The 13,839-nt window shown below is 68.9% G+C and carries 16 protein-coding genes; 6 read left to right on the forward strand and 10 right to left on the reverse strand.

Annotation, left to right across the window (positions count from 1 at the left end; genetic code table 11):
- Positions 1 to 12: 12 nt before the first annotated feature.
- The 7 genes from ACFFJC_RS02005 to ACFFJC_RS02035 all read right to left on the reverse strand — a co-directional run bounded on the left by ACFFJC_RS02005 (position 13) and on the right by ACFFJC_RS02035 (position 5,362).
- Entirely contained in the window at positions 13 to 846 is an 834-nt protein-coding gene (locus tag ACFFJC_RS02005) for a TrmH family RNA methyltransferase (RefSeq protein ID WP_379485907.1), read from the reverse strand.
- Entirely contained in the window at positions 843 to 1,121 is a 279-nt protein-coding gene (locus tag ACFFJC_RS02010) for an HPr family phosphocarrier protein (protein WP_379485908.1), read from the reverse strand. Before ACFFJC_RS02010 ends, ACFFJC_RS02005 begins: the two co-directional genes overlap by 4 nt.
- Positions 1,118 to 1,522, reverse strand: coding sequence for a PTS sugar transporter subunit IIA (locus tag ACFFJC_RS02015; protein WP_379485909.1), 405 nt, complete (start codon positions 1,520 to 1,522; stop codon positions 1,118 to 1,120). Before ACFFJC_RS02015 ends, ACFFJC_RS02010 begins: the two co-directional genes overlap by 4 nt.
- 48 nt (positions 1,523 to 1,570) lie before the next feature.
- Positions 1,571 to 2,506 (reverse strand): RNase adapter RapZ, encoded by a 936-nt coding sequence (gene rapZ, locus ACFFJC_RS02020; protein WP_379485910.1) that lies wholly within the window; start codon positions 2,504 to 2,506, stop codon positions 1,571 to 1,573.
- 69 nt (positions 2,507 to 2,575) lie between these two features.
- Positions 2,576 to 3,010, reverse strand: coding sequence for an HPr kinase/phosphorylase (locus ACFFJC_RS02025; RefSeq protein WP_379485911.1), 435 nt, complete (start codon positions 3,008 to 3,010; stop codon positions 2,576 to 2,578).
- Positions 3,007 to 4,599, reverse strand: a complete 1,593-nt coding sequence (locus tag ACFFJC_RS02030) for a sensor histidine kinase (RefSeq protein ID WP_379485912.1) — start codon at positions 4,597 to 4,599, stop codon at positions 3,007 to 3,009. Before ACFFJC_RS02030 ends, ACFFJC_RS02025 begins: the two co-directional genes overlap by 4 nt.
- Positions 4,592 to 5,362, reverse strand: a complete 771-nt coding sequence (locus tag ACFFJC_RS02035) for a response regulator transcription factor (RefSeq protein ID WP_379485913.1) — start codon at positions 5,360 to 5,362, stop codon at positions 4,592 to 4,594. The genes ACFFJC_RS02030 and ACFFJC_RS02035 overlap by 8 nt, the downstream gene beginning before the upstream one ends.
- Before the next feature lie 233 nt (positions 5,363 to 5,595).
- Here ACFFJC_RS02035 and ACFFJC_RS02040 point away from each other — a divergent pair, with 233 nt between their 5' ends.
- Positions 5,596 to 7,203, forward strand: a complete 1,608-nt coding sequence (locus tag ACFFJC_RS02040) for a phosphoenolpyruvate carboxykinase (protein WP_379485914.1) — start codon at positions 5,596 to 5,598, stop codon at positions 7,201 to 7,203.
- Between the two features lie 175 nt (positions 7,204 to 7,378).
- Entirely contained in the window at positions 7,379 to 7,732 is a 354-nt protein-coding gene (locus ACFFJC_RS02045; RefSeq protein ID WP_379485915.1) for a hypothetical protein, read from the forward strand.
- 73 nt (positions 7,733 to 7,805) lie between these two features.
- Here ACFFJC_RS02045 and ACFFJC_RS02050 read toward each other — a convergent pair whose 3' ends face one another.
- Positions 7,806 to 9,644 (reverse strand): DUF885 domain-containing protein, encoded by a 1,839-nt coding sequence (locus tag ACFFJC_RS02050; RefSeq protein WP_379485916.1) that lies wholly within the window; start codon positions 9,642 to 9,644, stop codon positions 7,806 to 7,808.
- A gap of 97 nt (positions 9,645 to 9,741) precedes the next feature.
- Between ACFFJC_RS02050 and ACFFJC_RS02055 the strand changes: the two genes are divergently transcribed.
- Positions 9,742 to 9,954, forward strand: coding sequence for a hypothetical protein (locus ACFFJC_RS02055; RefSeq protein WP_379485917.1), 213 nt, complete (start codon positions 9,742 to 9,744; stop codon positions 9,952 to 9,954).
- Between the two features lie 54 nt (positions 9,955 to 10,008).
- Here the strand turns inward: ACFFJC_RS02055 and ACFFJC_RS02060 are convergent, their stop codons facing one another.
- Positions 10,009 to 10,665 carry an alpha/beta hydrolase gene (locus ACFFJC_RS02060; protein WP_379485918.1) on the reverse strand — a complete coding sequence of 219 codons (657 nt, stop codon included), beginning with the start codon at positions 10,663 to 10,665 and terminating at the stop codon, positions 10,009 to 10,011.
- A gap of 122 nt (positions 10,666 to 10,787) precedes the next feature.
- Here ACFFJC_RS02060 and ACFFJC_RS02065 point away from each other — a divergent pair, with 122 nt between their 5' ends.
- Genes ACFFJC_RS02065 through ACFFJC_RS02075 form a run of 3 tightly spaced genes read left to right on the forward strand, consistent with a single transcriptional unit; the run spans position 10,788 to position 13,253 of the window.
- On the forward strand, positions 10,788 to 11,843 hold the full coding sequence (locus ACFFJC_RS02065; protein WP_379485919.1) for a cysteine desulfurase family protein: 1,056 nt from the start codon (positions 10,788 to 10,790) through the stop codon (positions 11,841 to 11,843).
- Positions 11,840 to 12,919 (forward strand): cysteine desulfurase family protein, encoded by a 1,080-nt coding sequence (locus tag ACFFJC_RS02070; protein WP_379485920.1) that lies wholly within the window; start codon positions 11,840 to 11,842, stop codon positions 12,917 to 12,919. The genes ACFFJC_RS02065 and ACFFJC_RS02070 overlap by 4 nt, the downstream gene beginning before the upstream one ends.
- A 1-nt stretch (position 12,920) precedes the next feature.
- The gene (locus ACFFJC_RS02075; protein ID WP_379485921.1) at positions 12,921 to 13,253 is read left to right on the forward strand and encodes a 2Fe-2S iron-sulfur cluster-binding protein; all 333 of its coding nucleotides are present in this window, start codon (positions 12,921 to 12,923) and stop codon (positions 13,251 to 13,253) included.
- A gap of 35 nt (positions 13,254 to 13,288) precedes the next feature.
- On the opposite strand, the gene ACFFJC_RS02080 is transcribed toward ACFFJC_RS02075, so the two are convergent.
- The gene (locus ACFFJC_RS02080) at positions 13,289 to 13,834 is read right to left on the reverse strand and encodes a type 1 glutamine amidotransferase domain-containing protein (RefSeq protein WP_379485922.1); all 546 of its coding nucleotides are present in this window, start codon (positions 13,832 to 13,834) and stop codon (positions 13,289 to 13,291) included.
- Between the last annotated feature and the right edge of the window lie 5 nt (positions 13,835 to 13,839).

The raw sequence follows: 13,839 nt of genomic DNA on the forward strand, positions 1-13,839 counted from the left end.
CCGGGCCGCGGTTCAGTTCGGGCGCAAGTGTGCCAGCGCCTCGTAGGCCAGCACGGCACCGGCGACAGCGGCGTTCAAGCTGTCTGCCCGGCCCAGCATCGGGATCGTGACCCGCAGGTCGCAAGCCTCCTCGTAGGCGGCCGGCAGCCCCTGCGATTCGTTACCCACCATCAGGAAGCAGGGAGCGGCATAGGCCGCCTGGCGATAGTCGGTGGGATCGCGCAAGGACGCCGCCACGAGTTGCCCCGGACCCGTGCGCAGCCACGATTGGAACTCGTCCCAGCGCGCGATCGCCAGCTTCTGGGTGAAGATGGCGCCCATGCTGGCGCGCACCGCCTCGACCGAGAACGGGTCGGCACAGTCGTCGATGAGGATCAGGCCACCGGCGCCGACGGCATCGCCGGTCCGCAGCATGGTACCCAGGTTCCCGGGATCGCGCAGCGCCTGCGCCACCAGCCAGATGGGCGCGGCACTGCGGTCGAGTTGGGCGAGGCGGGTGTCGAACTCGGCGAAGACTCCGGCGACCGCCTGCGGATTGTCCTTGCCGGTGACCTTGGCGAGGATCTCGACGTCCATCTCGACGACCTCGCCGCCGGAGGACAGCACGGCGGCCTCCAGCTCGTCGAGGAGCGGGTGCGGATCGCGTCCGATCGCCATGACCAGCATCTCGGGCAGCATCCCGCTCTCGCGCGCATCGGTGAGCAAGCGCAGGCCTTCCGCCAGGAAGCGCTTCTCGCGCTTGCGGTGCTTCTTGTCCCGCAACGAGCGCAGGAACTTGACCAGCGGGTTGGAAAAGCCGGTGATGGTGCGGCGCCCGGGGGCACCCGGCGATGGAAGATCGGTCACTCTTCGCCGAAGCCGCCGCGCACCAGTTCGGACAGGATCGCCAAGGCTGCTTCGGCCCGCTCGCCCGAGCAGGTGATCTCGATGGAATCGCCCTTGGCCGCGCCGAGCATCATGAGGCCCAGAATCGACCCGCCTGCCGCAGAAATCCCGTCCTTCGAAACGGTCACCGTGACGCCGGGCGGCAGCTCGGCGACATGGCCGACGAACTTCGCGCTGGCGCGCGCGTGGAGTCCTCGCTTGTTGACGATGAGCACCGACTCACGGCAGTCGATCATGCATCCTGTCCCAGGTATTCGCTTGCGATCGTGATATAGTTGCGTCCGGCGTCGCGCGCAGCAGAAACCGCGTCGCGCACCGGCATGCAGCCGCGCGCCTTGGCGAGGCGGATCAGCATCGGCAGGTTGATGCCCGCGATCACTTCGACCTTGCCGGCCTGCATCAGCGAGATCGCGAGATTCGAAGGGGTGCCGCCGAACAGGTCGGTCAGCACAATCACGCCTTCGCCGCTATCCACCTTGGCGATGGCCTCCGCGATCTCGGAGCGGCGGCGCTCCATGTCGTCATTGGGGCCGATGCACACCGTCGCCACGTCCGGCTGGTCGCCGACGACGTGCTCCATGGCGTGGACAAACTCGTCGGCGAGGTCGCCGTGAGTAACCAGAATCATGCCGATCATGCCGGGAGAGCGCTCCGAAAGTCCTGCAAACGCACCCGGGCCTTGTCTCTATTTCTCACGCCGCGGTTCTCCCTCCAGGAGGTCCGCTGCCCGCGAGCCCAAGTTGCGGTGCAGCAATGTGGGCGAAAATCCCGCTTGACGCAAGGCTGCACCGATCTGCTCCGCGGTGAATACCGAACGGTGGCGACCTCCGGTGCAACCAAAGGCCACGTGGACATAGGCCTTCCCCTGGGCGCGGTAGCGCGGGAGGAGCAGCAGGATCAGGTCGCGGATGCGCGTAAACGCTTCATCCCATGCAGGATCCTTGCGAATGTGCTCGCCAACCGCCGCGTCGTGGCCGGTCTGCGGCCTCAGCGCAGGATCCCAGTGCGGATTGTCGAGGAAGCGCATGTCGAACACGAGATCGGCGATAGGGGGCATCCCGCGCGAGAACCCGAAGCTCGATACCGTCAGCGTCAGTTCGCCCGGCTCACTGGAGGCGAATCGGTCGCGAATCACCTTCTGAAGGTCGTTCGAGGTGTATTCGGTGGTGTCGATCAGGATGTCGGCCCAGCGGCGCAGCGGGGCGAGAAGATCGCGTTCGGCGCGGATCCCGGTGGACACCGGCGCATCCACCGCCAGCGCGTGGCGCCGGCGCGTCTCGTTGTACCGCCGCTCGAGCTCCGCACTGGAGCAGTCGAGGAACAACGTGGTGAGTTCCAGGTCGGGGCGGCCGCCCAGATCCTTGACCTGTGCGATGACGCGCTCGGGATCGAAGCCGCGGGTCCGCGAGTCGAAGCCGATGGCGAGCGGCGTCGGATCGCGATCGGACGCGGGATCGATCATCGCCTCGAGCATGCGGATCGGAAAGTTGTCGACGATCTCCCAGCCGAGATCCTCGAGCACCCGCAAGGCGGTGGTCTTGCCCGCGCCCAGCATGCCCGTGACGAGCAGCAGGCTTTGCCGCTTCGGCGGCGTGCCATGCGATCCCACATCGTTCCCCATCGCCCCTCTCTGCGCGCGGCGGCTGCGAAAGGGAAGGGGCGATGCGCCGATCTCCGCAGCGCGAGTGCGTCAGTCCGGGATCGCGTAGTGGCGCAGCGCGAGCTCGGCCTTCAGCGCCAGCGCCTCGCCGTGCGGGCAGAGCCGAAGGAAGGGCAGTGCGACCCCCGCGATCTCCACACGCTCCGCCGCCTCCACGAAGCGCGGCGCCGCAGGATCGAGCATCAGGACCAGGGCTACCGGCGCGCGCTCCAGGCAGGGGAAGGGCAGCAGCCCGAGGTTGCGCACCTCCAGGATGCCCAGCGTCCGCGGGTGCGGACTTGCGAAGAGGGTGCCCTCCTTGCTGGAGAGCAGAAGCGAATCGTCGCCCACGAGCACCGCCCCGCGGTCGATCAGCGCCAGTGCCAGCGTCGACTTGCCGGTGCCCGGCGCGCCTTCGATCAGCACGCCGCGCCCTCCCACCGCGACACAGGTGGACTGCCGGGCCATCGGCGCGCCGACGCTCATGCCTCGGGTTCCCAGCGGGGCAGCGAGATGACGAGGCGCGCGCCCGCCGCGCCGTCCTCACGATCGGTGGCGACGAGGCGCCCGAAGTGCGCTTCAACGATGGTGCGTGCGATCGCCAGGCCCAGGCCGCTGTGCGTCCCGAACTCCTCGCGCGAGGGACGGAGCGAATGGAAGCGCTCGAACACCCGCTCGCGCGCGGCCTCGGGGATGCCCGGGCCGTGGTCCTCCACGGCAATGATGACGCGTCTGCCGGCCTGCAACACGGTGATCTCGATCTCGCCGCCGGGAGGCGAGAAGGACACGGCGTTGTCGAGCAGGTTGTGGAGCACGCGCTCCAACCGCGGCGCGTCTCCCGCGGCGACCGGAGCCTCCCCTCCCTCGCCACGGACGTGGACCGCGCGACCTTCGTTGACGCCGCGCTGGTCGCGCTCGCCGACCAGCGCCTCGACCAGTCGCCGCATGTCGACCGGTTCGAAAGTGGTGCGGCTGAGCTGCGCGTCGATGCGGCTGGCGTCGGCGATCTCCGTGACCAGGAAGTCGATCCGCCGCACGTCACTCTGGGCGATACCCATGAGTTGCTGGCGCAGCTCGGGCTGCTCCACCCGGTCGAGCGTCTCCAGCGCGCTGCGCAGCGAGGTGAGGGGGTTCTTCAGCTCGTGCGCCACGTCCGCGGCGAAGCTCTCGACCGCGTCGATGCGCTGGCGCAGGGCGCCGCTCATGTCGGAGATGGCGCGGGCGAGCAGGCCGATCTCATCGCGCCGGTCCGGCAGGCGAGGCACGACGACGCTACGATCGCGCCCCAGGCGAACGCGGACGGCGGCGCGCACGAGCTTGCGCAGCGGCTCGACGATGGTGCGCGCGAGGAACAGCGAGAGCAGGATCGACACCACCAGCGCGCCGCCCACGATGATGGCGAGGGTCTGTCGCGCCATGCGCACGTTCTCGGTGATGTCACGCGCGTTGCGGGTGACGAGCAGGGCGGAGCCGTCGGTCCCCACCGGCGTCGCGGCGATGATGACGGGCGTTCGGTCGGGCGCGGCCTTGTGGCTGATCCAGGTCCGCCGTTCCGCCAGCGCGGCTTTCACCTCCTGCCACGCGCCGGCGTCGGTCCGCGCGGGATCGCGGTAGTCGGGGATGGGCGGCGCGCCCAGGAGGAAGTCCATCCCCCGGTCGAGCAGCCTGGCGGCATCCTGCAGCCACGGTTCGCTGCGGGGATCGACGAGTTGATAGGAGGGCGGCGCGAGGGCGAAGCTGTCCGCCACCAGCGCGCCGGAGGGCGCGAACAGGCGCAGGCGCAGGTCCTGCTCGGTGCCGATCCGTGCGATCAGACCGCGGCGGCCGGGCAGATCCTCGTCCGCCAGCGCATCGGCGGTGATCTCCGCTTCCGACTTGGCCAGGCGATAGCGCTCGGCGAGCAGTTCGCGGCGATAGCTGTCGATGTAGAACAGGCTGCCGGCCATCAGCGCGAGTGCGATGACGTTGACCGCGAGAATGCGCGCGGTCAGCGAGACGCGCCAGGAGAGCGCCAGGCGTGTGGTGGTGGCGCGCCGTTCCGGCCGTGATCTTGCCTGCGTTCCGGAGTCAGCCATCGGAGAACGAGTATCCGGCACCGTAGAGCGTGTCGATCGCGGCGAACTCCGGATCGACCGCGCGGAACTTGCGGCGCAGGCGCTTGATGTGGCTGTCGATCGTCCGGTCATCCACGTAGACGTCGTCCGAGTAGGCTGCGTCCATGAGCTGGTTGCGGCTCTTCACCACGCCGGGCCGCAGAGCCAGTGCCTCCAGGATCAGGAACTCGGTCACCGTGAGCGAGACCGAGCGACCGCCCCAGGTGACCTGGTGCCGCGCTGGATCGAGCTTCAACCGTCCTCGCTGGACCGGCTCCGGCAGGTCCGCCGCCGGAGCCGCCTCCGCGGGTGACCTCGCCAGTTCGCTGCGCCGCAGGATCGCGCGTATGCGGGCGACCAGCAGGCGCTGGCTGAACGGCTTGGCGATGTAGTCGTCGGCCCCCATCGCCAGGCCGAGCGCCTCGTCGGGTTCCTCGTCCTTGGAGGTGAGGAAGATGACCGGCAGCCGCGACTGCGCGCGCAGCTCCTGGAGAAGGTGGAGGCCGTCCATCCGCGGCATCTTGATGTCGAAGATGGCGAGGTCGGGCGGGTTCTCCAGCAGGGCCTTCAGCGCCGTCTCCCCGTCCGCGTAGACGCGCGTGGCGAAGCCTTCCGCATGCAGGCCGATGGAGAGCGTGGTGAGGATGTTGCGATCGTCGTCGACGAGCGCGATCGTCTGCTGTCGTGGAGCGGGCGGCGCCGGAAGGTCGGCGGCGGGTGCGGGGGCGTTGGTGGGATCGACCATGCGCGTCCTGAGCTGCCTCAATGCTGCAAGGAGCGGCCCTGAGTAGCGGCTGCGGCGGTACGTGGCAATCGTTGCCGCAGCGTGGTCGAACGCCGCCATTCCGGAGCCTTGACGGTTTCATTTGTCGCCAATTTGACCGAAAAGGGATCGCCGCTTATGCGCGGTCCGATTCTTGCGCAGGAATCGCGAATGCGTTCGCGGGGATACCCGCAGGGCGCCATCTTTTGGAGGAGATGACATTGACCGCTTCCCTTAGCTATCCGCTCGACAAACAGGGCATAGAGACGAAGGCCCAGATCTTCGCGAACCTCGGCACGGCCCCCCTGGTCGAGGAGGCGGTGAAGAACGGGGAGGGTGTGCTTTCTGCGGACGGTCCCTTCGTTGTCGCCACCGGCAAGCACACGGGGCGTTCGGCGAAGGACAAGTTCATCGTCAAGGATGCCGAGACGGAGAACACGGTGTGGTGGGGCAAGACGAACGTGCCCATGACCCCGGAGCACTTCGCCGCGCTCAAGGAGGACTTCCTCGCCGCGCTTTCGGGCAAGGACAAGCTCTACGTCGCCGACCTGTTCGGCGGCTCGCAGCCCGAACACCGGGTGAACGTGCGCGTCGTGAACGAGTATGCGTGGCACAACCTGTTCATCCGCACGCTGCTGGTACGCCCGACCGCGGCCGAGCTCGACGGGTTCGAGCCCGAGTACACCATCATCGACCTGCCGAGCTTCCGCGCCGATCCGGCGCGCCACGGTTCGCGGAGCGAGACGGTGATCGCGGTCAACTTCACCGAGAAGCTGATCCTGATCGGCGGCACCGCCTATGCGGGCGAGATGAAGAAGTCGGTCTTCGGCATCCTCAACTACCTGCTTCCCACCAAGGGCGTGATGCCGATGCACTGCTCGGCCAACATTGGTCCGGACGGTGACACCGCGGTCTTCTTCGGGCTTTCGGGCACCGGCAAGACCACGCTGTCGGCCGATGCCAGCCGCACGCTGATCGGCGACGACGAGCATGGCTGGTCCGACACCGCCGTGTTCAACTTCGAAGGCGGCTGCTACGCCAAGATGATCCGCCTGTCGGCCGAGGCCGAGCCGGAGATCTACGCCACCACCAAGCGCTTCGGCACGGTGCTCGAGAACGTCGTGATCGACCCCGAGACCCGCCAGATCGACCTCGACGACAACTCGCTCGCCGAGAACAGCCGCGGTTCCTACCCGATCGACTTCATCCCGAACTGCTCGGAGAAGAACCTGGGTCCGGTGCCGCAGAACATCATCTTCCTGACTGCGGACGCCTATGGCGTGCTGCCCCCGATCGCGCGCCTCACGCCCGATCAGGCGATGTATCACTTCCTCTCGGGCTATACCGCGCGCGTTGCCGGCACCGAGATCGGCGTGACTGAGCCGGAAGCCACGTTCTCGACCTGCTTCGGTGCGCCGTTCATGCCGCGCCATCCGTCGGTCTACGGCAACCTGCTCAAGGAGCGGATCGCCAAGGGCGGCGTCAAGTGCTGGCTGGTGAACACCGGCTGGTCGGGCGGCATGGCGACGATGGACGGCATCAAGCGCATGCCGATCAAGGCCACCCGCGCGCTGCTCAATGCTGCGCTTGATGGCAGCCTCAACGATGCCGAGTTCAAGGAAGACCCGAACTTCGGCTTCGAGGTTCCGGTCGCGGTGGCCGGTGTCGACAGCAAGCTGCTGGACCCGCGCGGCGCCTGGGCTGACCCGGCGGCTTACGACAAGACCGCGCAGACCCTGGTCAAGCAGTTCATCGACAACTTCGAGCAGTTCGAAGCCCACGTCGACGAGAGCGTGCGCAAGGCAGCGCCGGTCGCGGCGTAAGAGCATGTCGCCAAGGCGGTGACCAAAGGGCCCCGGGACCTCGGTTCCGGGGCCTTTTGCGTCCCGGCGGCACGAGGCGCCTCAGGCAAAACCCGCCAGCGGCTACCGACTTCCCCGCCTTTCGCCCGCAAGGCTTTCGGTGCATGTTCGTCCCGGCCTATCTAGGAGAACGGCAATGAGACTTTTCGACGGCATTCTCGGCAAAGTCAGCGATCATCCCGACGTGGAGAACCTCGCGGCCAAGCTCGGGCTCGAGCCCGAGGTGGCGGAGAAGGTGATCGCCGCCCTCGGCATTGCACACCAGCAGGAAGGCGACACCGCACAGCTGGCGGCCGAGCGCAGCGGGATCGATGTCGGCACGGTCCGACAGGTCATGGAGCAGATCGGCGGCGAGGGCTCGCTGGGGCAGTACGCCAGCGCCATTGCCGGAGAGCCGGACAAGGTGGCGCGCCTGTTCGACAAGGACGGCGACGGCAGCGTCCTCGACGACCTCAAGGGCATGGGCAAGAACCTCTTCGGGAAGTCCTGAGCCCCGTGCGGCGGGGGCGGCGCGCTGCGGCGACCCGCCCCCGCCAAAGCGCACGGTCCGGCCGGTGGTGGGTTCAGGCCTTGCGGCGGGCGATGTAATCGCCCACGTTCTGCGCCAGGACGTCCAGCGGGACGTTGCCGCCGTCCACCACCGCCTGATCGTAGTCGCGCAGGTCGTAGGCGGTGCCCAGCGCCTGCTGCGCGCGTGCGCGCTGCGCCACGATCTGCGAGTGGCCCATCTTGTAGCCGCAGGCCTGGCCGGGCCAGGAGCAGTAGCGGTCCACCTCGTTGACCACTTCCTCGCGCTTGTTGCCGTTCTTCTCCATGAAGAAGCGGACGGCCTCCTCGCGGCTCCAGCCCTTGGCGTGCAGCCCGGTGTCCACCACCATCCGGCAGGCACGGAACGCCAGCGACTGCAGGTACCCGAGCCGGCCCACCGGATCGTCGTCATAGGCGCCGAGTTCGTCGGCCAACTGCTCGCCGTAGAGCGCCCAGCCTTCGGAATAGGCGTTGAACGCCAGGATCGAACGGATCAGCGGCAGGCGGTTGGCATATTCGCCCTGCCAGACGTGCCCGGGGATCGCCTCGTGGTGGACCAGCGTGGGCAGGTCATACTTGCGGTGCAGGTCGATGCTGCGCAAGTTGATCCACATCTTGCCCGGGATCGACCCGTCCTTCGACCCGGCACCGCCGTACGCGGTCGGCGCGCCGGGCTCCTCCGAGAGGGGCAGGCGGCGGACTTCCAGGCTGCCCGGCACCAGCTCGCGGAAGGCACGCGGCATCTGCCGGCGGATCCAGTCGACCCGCTGGCCGATGAAGGCCAGGATCTCGGCACGACCCGGATCGCCTTCCGGGAACATGAACCGCTTGTCCTCACTCAGCGCCGTCATGCGCGCACCGACGGTGCCATTGCTGTAGCCGAGGCTGCGCAGGATCGGGTCCATCCGCGCGTGCAGCTCGGCCAGTTCCTGCAGGCCGCGCTGGTGGACCTCCTCCGCCGGGACCTGCGTGGTGGTGCTCGCGCGCAGCGCCCAGGCGTAGTACTCGGCGCCATGCGGCCGCTCGCGCATGCCCGGCGCGCTGCCGGCGAGGCCGCGCTGGCGTTCCAGCTCGGCCAACTGCCGCTCGAGCGCGGGGACGACCTGGGTCGTCACGATGCTGCGGGTGTCGTTCGCCCAGTTGCCGCGCATCTGCCGGGTGCGACCCGCGATGGACGCGGCGAGGCTGCCGCCCTCGGCCCTCGCGTCGGCGATCGTGCTCTTGAGCTGTCCGATCGCGCGATCCAGCAGGAAATCCGGCGGGACCAGCCCGTTGCCGGCGGCGGCCCGGATGCGGCCCAGCTCGCCGTCGAGCTGTGCGCCGAGCTGCGAGGCCCGGGCGACCCAGGCATCGGCATCCGAGGGCGTCTTCACCGGGTGATCGGCATCCAGGAAGCGCGGAGCGTCGAGGTAGGCGCCCACGTTCTGGATCACGACATAGGGGGTGTTGCGCCAGCCGCCCACGGCGACATCGCCGTAAGGCAGGGCAAAGCCCTCCAGCGCGGTGGCGAAGGCGCTGCGCACCACCGCCAGGCTGGTGCGGGTCGAATGGTCGAGACCGGCCGCGTCGAACGCCTCCACCACCGCCAGCCCGCGGCGCAGCGTGGCAGCATAGGCGTCGCGGCCGGCCTGCGAGCGGTCTTCCAGCCTTGCGCGCAGGGCTGCATGCGCACCGGTGTCGACGCCCAGCGTGGTCGCGGTCTCGGGCACATGCTCGAGCAGGCTCCAGGCGATACCGTCGAGAAGCGCGGCCGCGTCCGGCCGGCCGCTTGCCGCGCGCAGCGGGAGAGCGACGGTGGCCGTGCCCGCAGCCAGCAGGTGAAGGGCGGCGCGACGGGTACACGGCAGGGCGGGGCGGTCGGTGTCCTGGGTCATGCCGGGACGATGACGGCGCGCGACCCCAGTGTCAAACCAGCCGGCGCGGTGGCCACGCGTGCTTCAAAAGCAGGACATCCTCGGCTAGGAACGCGCAATGGACCTTGCGCTTTCGCTTCTCGTGCTCACCGTCGTCGCGCTGGTTCTGGGTGCGATCGCGCTGCTGCGCCGCGGCGGCTACCGCCGTCAGGCGGTGCTCATGCTGGTGCTTGCGGCGGTGATGATCGCCAACATCGTGATCTGGACGCTACCGACGCCCGAGGGCACCTCGCTCACGCGCGAGGCTCGCAAGCAGGCCGCACCGCGGTGAGCGACCGGCCGGTCAGCGCGACCCCGAGGCTGGGCCCCGGGGTCGCGCCGCGGATCACTTGATCGGGCAATCGGGCGAGAGGCGCATGTCGAGGTAGTTGTCGACCGAGCGCATCAGCTCGTCGGTCTCGTGCTCGAAGAAGTGGTTGGCGCGCGGGATCTCGTCGTGGTGGATGGTGATGTGCTTTTGCGTGCGCAGCTTGTCGACGAGCTTCTGCACGGCATTGGGCGTCACCACCGTGTCGCCGGTGCCCTGGATGATGATGCCCGAAGCCGGGCAGGGCGCCAGGAACGAGAAGTCGTACATGTTGGCCGGCGGGGCGATCGAGATGAAGCCGCGGATCTCCGGGCGTCGCATCAGCAGCTGCATGCCGATCAGCGCGCCGAACGAATAGCCCGCGATCCAGGTGGTCGAGGCCTCGGGATGGATCGACTGCACCCAGTCGAGCGCGGCCGCGGCATCCGACAGTTCGCCGATGCCGTTGTCGAAGCTGCCCTGGCTGCGGCCCACGCCGCGGAAGTTGAAACGCAGCGTCGCGAAGCCCCGGTTGACGAAGGTCTTGTAGAGGTGCTGCGTGATGCGATCGTTCATCGTGCCGCCCGCCTGCGGATGCGGGTGGAGGATCATCGCCACGGGCGCGCGCGGGCGCGATGCGGGTTGGAAACGACCTTCGAGGCGACCCTCGGGACCGGGGAAGATGACTGCGGGCATGTGTGTTTGCGGCCTGACCTGTTGAAACTCCCACGCGGCGGCGTGCAGGCGGCCATCGCGGGAGTGGAAAAGGGAAGGTTCGCTATATAGAAATGTTCGTTCCAAAGACAACTTCACAAGCAATGGGCGCAACCGACATCTATCTCGACCACGCGGCGACCACGCCGATGCTTCCCGAGGCGCGCGAGGCGTGGCTGCGCGGCGCCGCGATCTGGGCGAACCCGTCCAGCCCCCACGCACCGGGCCGCGCCGCTCGTGCCGCGCTGGAGGACGCGCGCGAACGCGTGCGTGCGGCGCTGGACTGGCGTGGCGAGGTGATCTTCACCTCCGGGGCGAGCGAGGCGCTCGCGATCGCCCTCCAGCGGGCGCAGGTGGAGCGGCGGCTGGTCTCCGCCGTGGAGCACGATGCGGTGTTCCGGGCCGCGCCGGATGCGGACGTGCTGGGCGTGGCGCAAGGGCGCGTGGATGCGGACGGCCTTGCGCAGGCGCTCCGCCCCCCCGGTCGCGTGATCGTGGCGGTGCAGTCGATCAACTCGGAGACGGGCACGGAGCTTTTGAAGGGTGCCGGAGATCCGCTCGTCAGGGTGGTGCGGGAAAGCGATGGGCTTCTCCTGGCGGACTGCTCGCAGTCGGCCGGCAAGTCGCCCCTCCCGGAAGCGGACATGGTCGTCGTCTCCGCCCACAAGCTCGGCGGTCCCATCGGCATCGGCGCCTTGCTGGTGCGCGACTTCGCCCTGCTGAAGCCGAGCGGCGGGCAGGAGCGGGGTTATCGCGCGGGGACGGAGAACCTGCCCGGCGCCCTCGGCTTCGCGGCCGCGCTGGAGGCGGGGGGGATCGAGAACTGGAAGACAACCGGGCCGCAGCGTCGCGCCTTCGCCGAGCGGCTGGCGACCCGCGGACAGGTGCTGCGTCCGGGAGACCAGAGCACGCACATTCTCGCCGTGGCGGCACCGACGATCTCGGCGACGGCGATGCTGATCCGCATGGACGCGATGGGTTTCGCGATTTCCACCGGAAGCGCGTGTTCTTCGGGTACGCTCAAGCCCAGCCGGGTGTTGCAGGGCTTCGGCATAGCGCCCGACATCGCCAAGCGAACGGTCCGGGTCTCGATGGGGTGGAACACGCGGCCGGAGGAACTGGACGCCTTTGCCGAGGCCTGGGAGAGGGTGAACCGATGATCTACCTCGACTACCAGGCCACCACCCCGCTGGCGCCCGAGGCGCGCGAGGCCATGCTGCCCTGGCTCGGCGGGCCCGGGACCGGCGGCTTCGCTAACCCGCATAGCCCACACCGGCCCGGCCGCGCCGCCGCGGCCGCGGTCGAACTCGCGCGCGAGCAGGTGGCGGCGCTGCTCCCGCCGGGCGGCCAGGTGGTCTTCACGTCCGGCGCCACCGAAGCGATCAACCTTGCGATCCTCGGCAGCGGCACGCGGCGCCTCGCAGTCTCCGCCATCGAACATTCGGCGGTGCTCGATACCGCCGGGGCGGTGGACGCGAACATGACGATCCTGCCGGTCGATCGCGAGGGCCTGGTCGATGCCGACGTGGCGTTCCCGGAAGGGATCGGGCTCGTCGCGGTCATGCAGGTCAACAACGAGATCGGCACCGTTCAGCCAGTGGACCGCCTCGCCGATCGCGCCCGCGCTGGTGGGGCGCTGTTCCTGTGCGATGCCGTGCAGGGCGCCGGCAAGATCGCCCCGCCCGCCGCCGCCGACTTCATCGCGATCAGTGCGCACAAGCTCTACGGGCCCAAGGGGGTCGGCGCGCTGTGGCTGCGCGAGGGCATCGCCATCGAACCGCTGATCCGCGGCGGCGGGCAGGAGCGGGGCCTGCGCTCTGGCACGCTGAGCCCGATGCTGTGCGCCGGCTTCGGTGCCGCGGCTGCGCTGGCGAGGCAGCGGATCGAGAAGGATGCGGAGCACGTCGCACGGCTTTGGGACAGGGCCCGCGCCGTGCTCGAGCGGTGGACACTGAACGGATCGGCGACGGACCGGTGGCACGGCAACCTCAACCTGCGGCTGGAGGGGCTCGACGTCGCCCGGCTGATGTCGGACGTGCGCGGCGTCGCCTTTTCCGCCGGATCGGCCTGCGCGAGTGGCTCCGGACGCCCCAGTCACGTCCTGCGAGCACTTGGCCTTTCCGACAAGGACGCCAAAAGCTCTATCCGTCTGGGATTCGGTCGATATACTGATCCGAGGGAACTTGAGGATGCCTGCGCCACGATAGAAGCCGCTGCGGCGGCGCAGGGAGTGTGACTTGGTTGACGTGATGTTCGTTGCCGTGGACGGATCCCGGGTTTCCGCACGTGCGGAGCCAGGTTCGCGGCTGCTCGAAGTGGCCCAGAACGCGGGGATGCCTCTCGAAGGTACCTGCGAGGGGCAGATGGCGTGCTCGACCTGCCACGTGATCGTCTCGCCGGACTGGTTCGGAAAGCTGCCCCCCGCCTCCGAGGAGGAGGAGGACATGCTCGATCTCGCCGCCGGGGTCACGCGCACCAGCCGCCTGTCGTGCCAGATCCAGCTGACCGAGGCGCTCGACGGGCTGGCGGTGCGCATCCCCGGCGTCGTTCGCGACATGCAAATCGGTTAGGCCCGCGGCCGGACGAGCCCGGTCCGGCTGGCGAGTCACTCCGCGGCAGCGGCCGCGGTCGCCTCCTTCACCGCCGCGATCACCGCCTGGGAGAAGGCGGGCACGTCGTCCGGCTTGCGGCTGGTGATGATGTTGCCGTCGACGACCACTTCCTCGTCCACCACATCGCCGCCGGCGTTGCGCAGGTCGGTGCGGATCGACGGCCAGCTGGTGATCCTGCGGCCTTTCACAAGGTCCGCTTCGACGAGCAGCCAGGGCCCGTGGCAGATCGCCGCGACGGGCTTGCCCGCGCCTGCGAAGCTCTTGACGAGCGCCACCGCCGCCCCCTCCATGCGCAGCTTGTCCGGGTTGATCTGGCCGCCGGGCAGCACGATGGCGTCGAAGTCCTCGGCGTCGACCTGGTCGAGCGTCAGATCAACTTGGACTTTATCGCCCCAGTCCGTCTTGTCCCAGCCCTTGATCTCGCCGCTGTTCGGGCTGGCGATCACGGTCTCGAGCCCTGCGGCGTTCAGCGCGTCGCGGGGCCCGGTGAGTTCCACCTGCTCGAAGCCGTCCGTCGCCATGATGAGTACGCGACCCATTGCGA

Source organism: Novosphingobium soli (assembly GCF_042432915.1).
Lineage (GTDB): Bacteria > Pseudomonadota > Alphaproteobacteria > Sphingomonadales > Sphingomonadaceae > Novosphingobium > Novosphingobium soli.

What these genes read in the sequence shown, in the direction of transcription:
- ACFFJC_RS02010 (WP_379485908.1), bottom strand. Translation starts at nt 1,121, where the DNA reads ATGATCGACTGCCGTGAGTCGGTGCTCATCGTCAACAAGCGAGGACTC.
- ACFFJC_RS02015 (WP_379485909.1), bottom strand. Translation starts at nt 1,522, where the DNA reads ATGATCGGCATGATTCTGGTTACTCACGGCGACCTCGCCGACGAGTTT.
- rapZ (WP_379485910.1), bottom strand. Translation starts at nt 2,506, where the DNA reads ATGGGGAACGATGTGGGATCGCATGGCACGCCGCCGAAGCGGCAAAGC.
- ACFFJC_RS02025 (WP_379485911.1), bottom strand. Translation starts at nt 3,010, where the DNA reads ATGAGCGTCGGCGCGCCGATGGCCCGGCAGTCCACCTGTGTCGCGGTG.
- ACFFJC_RS02030 (WP_379485912.1), bottom strand. Translation starts at nt 4,599, where the DNA reads ATGGCTGACTCCGGAACGCAGGCAAGATCACGGCCGGAACGGCGCGCC.
- ACFFJC_RS02035 (WP_379485913.1), bottom strand. Translation starts at nt 5,362, where the DNA reads ATGGTCGATCCCACCAACGCCCCCGCACCCGCCGCCGACCTTCCGGCG.
- ACFFJC_RS02040 (WP_379485914.1), top strand. Translation starts at nt 5,596, where the DNA reads ATGACATTGACCGCTTCCCTTAGCTATCCGCTCGACAAACAGGGCATA.
- ACFFJC_RS02045 (WP_379485915.1), top strand. Translation starts at nt 7,379, where the DNA reads ATGAGACTTTTCGACGGCATTCTCGGCAAAGTCAGCGATCATCCCGAC.
- ACFFJC_RS02050 (WP_379485916.1), bottom strand. Translation starts at nt 9,644, where the DNA reads ATGACCCAGGACACCGACCGCCCCGCCCTGCCGTGTACCCGTCGCGCC.
- ACFFJC_RS02055 (WP_379485917.1), top strand. Translation starts at nt 9,742, where the DNA reads ATGGACCTTGCGCTTTCGCTTCTCGTGCTCACCGTCGTCGCGCTGGTT.
- ACFFJC_RS02060 (WP_379485918.1), bottom strand. Translation starts at nt 10,665, where the DNA reads ATGCCCGCAGTCATCTTCCCCGGTCCCGAGGGTCGCCTCGAAGGTCGT.
- ACFFJC_RS02065 (WP_379485919.1), top strand. Translation starts at nt 10,788, where the DNA reads ATGGGCGCAACCGACATCTATCTCGACCACGCGGCGACCACGCCGATG.
- ACFFJC_RS02070 (WP_379485920.1), top strand. Translation starts at nt 11,840, where the DNA reads ATGATCTACCTCGACTACCAGGCCACCACCCCGCTGGCGCCCGAGGCG.
- ACFFJC_RS02080 (WP_379485922.1), bottom strand. Translation starts at nt 13,834, where the DNA reads ATGGGTCGCGTACTCATCATGGCGACGGACGGCTTCGAGCAGGTGGAA.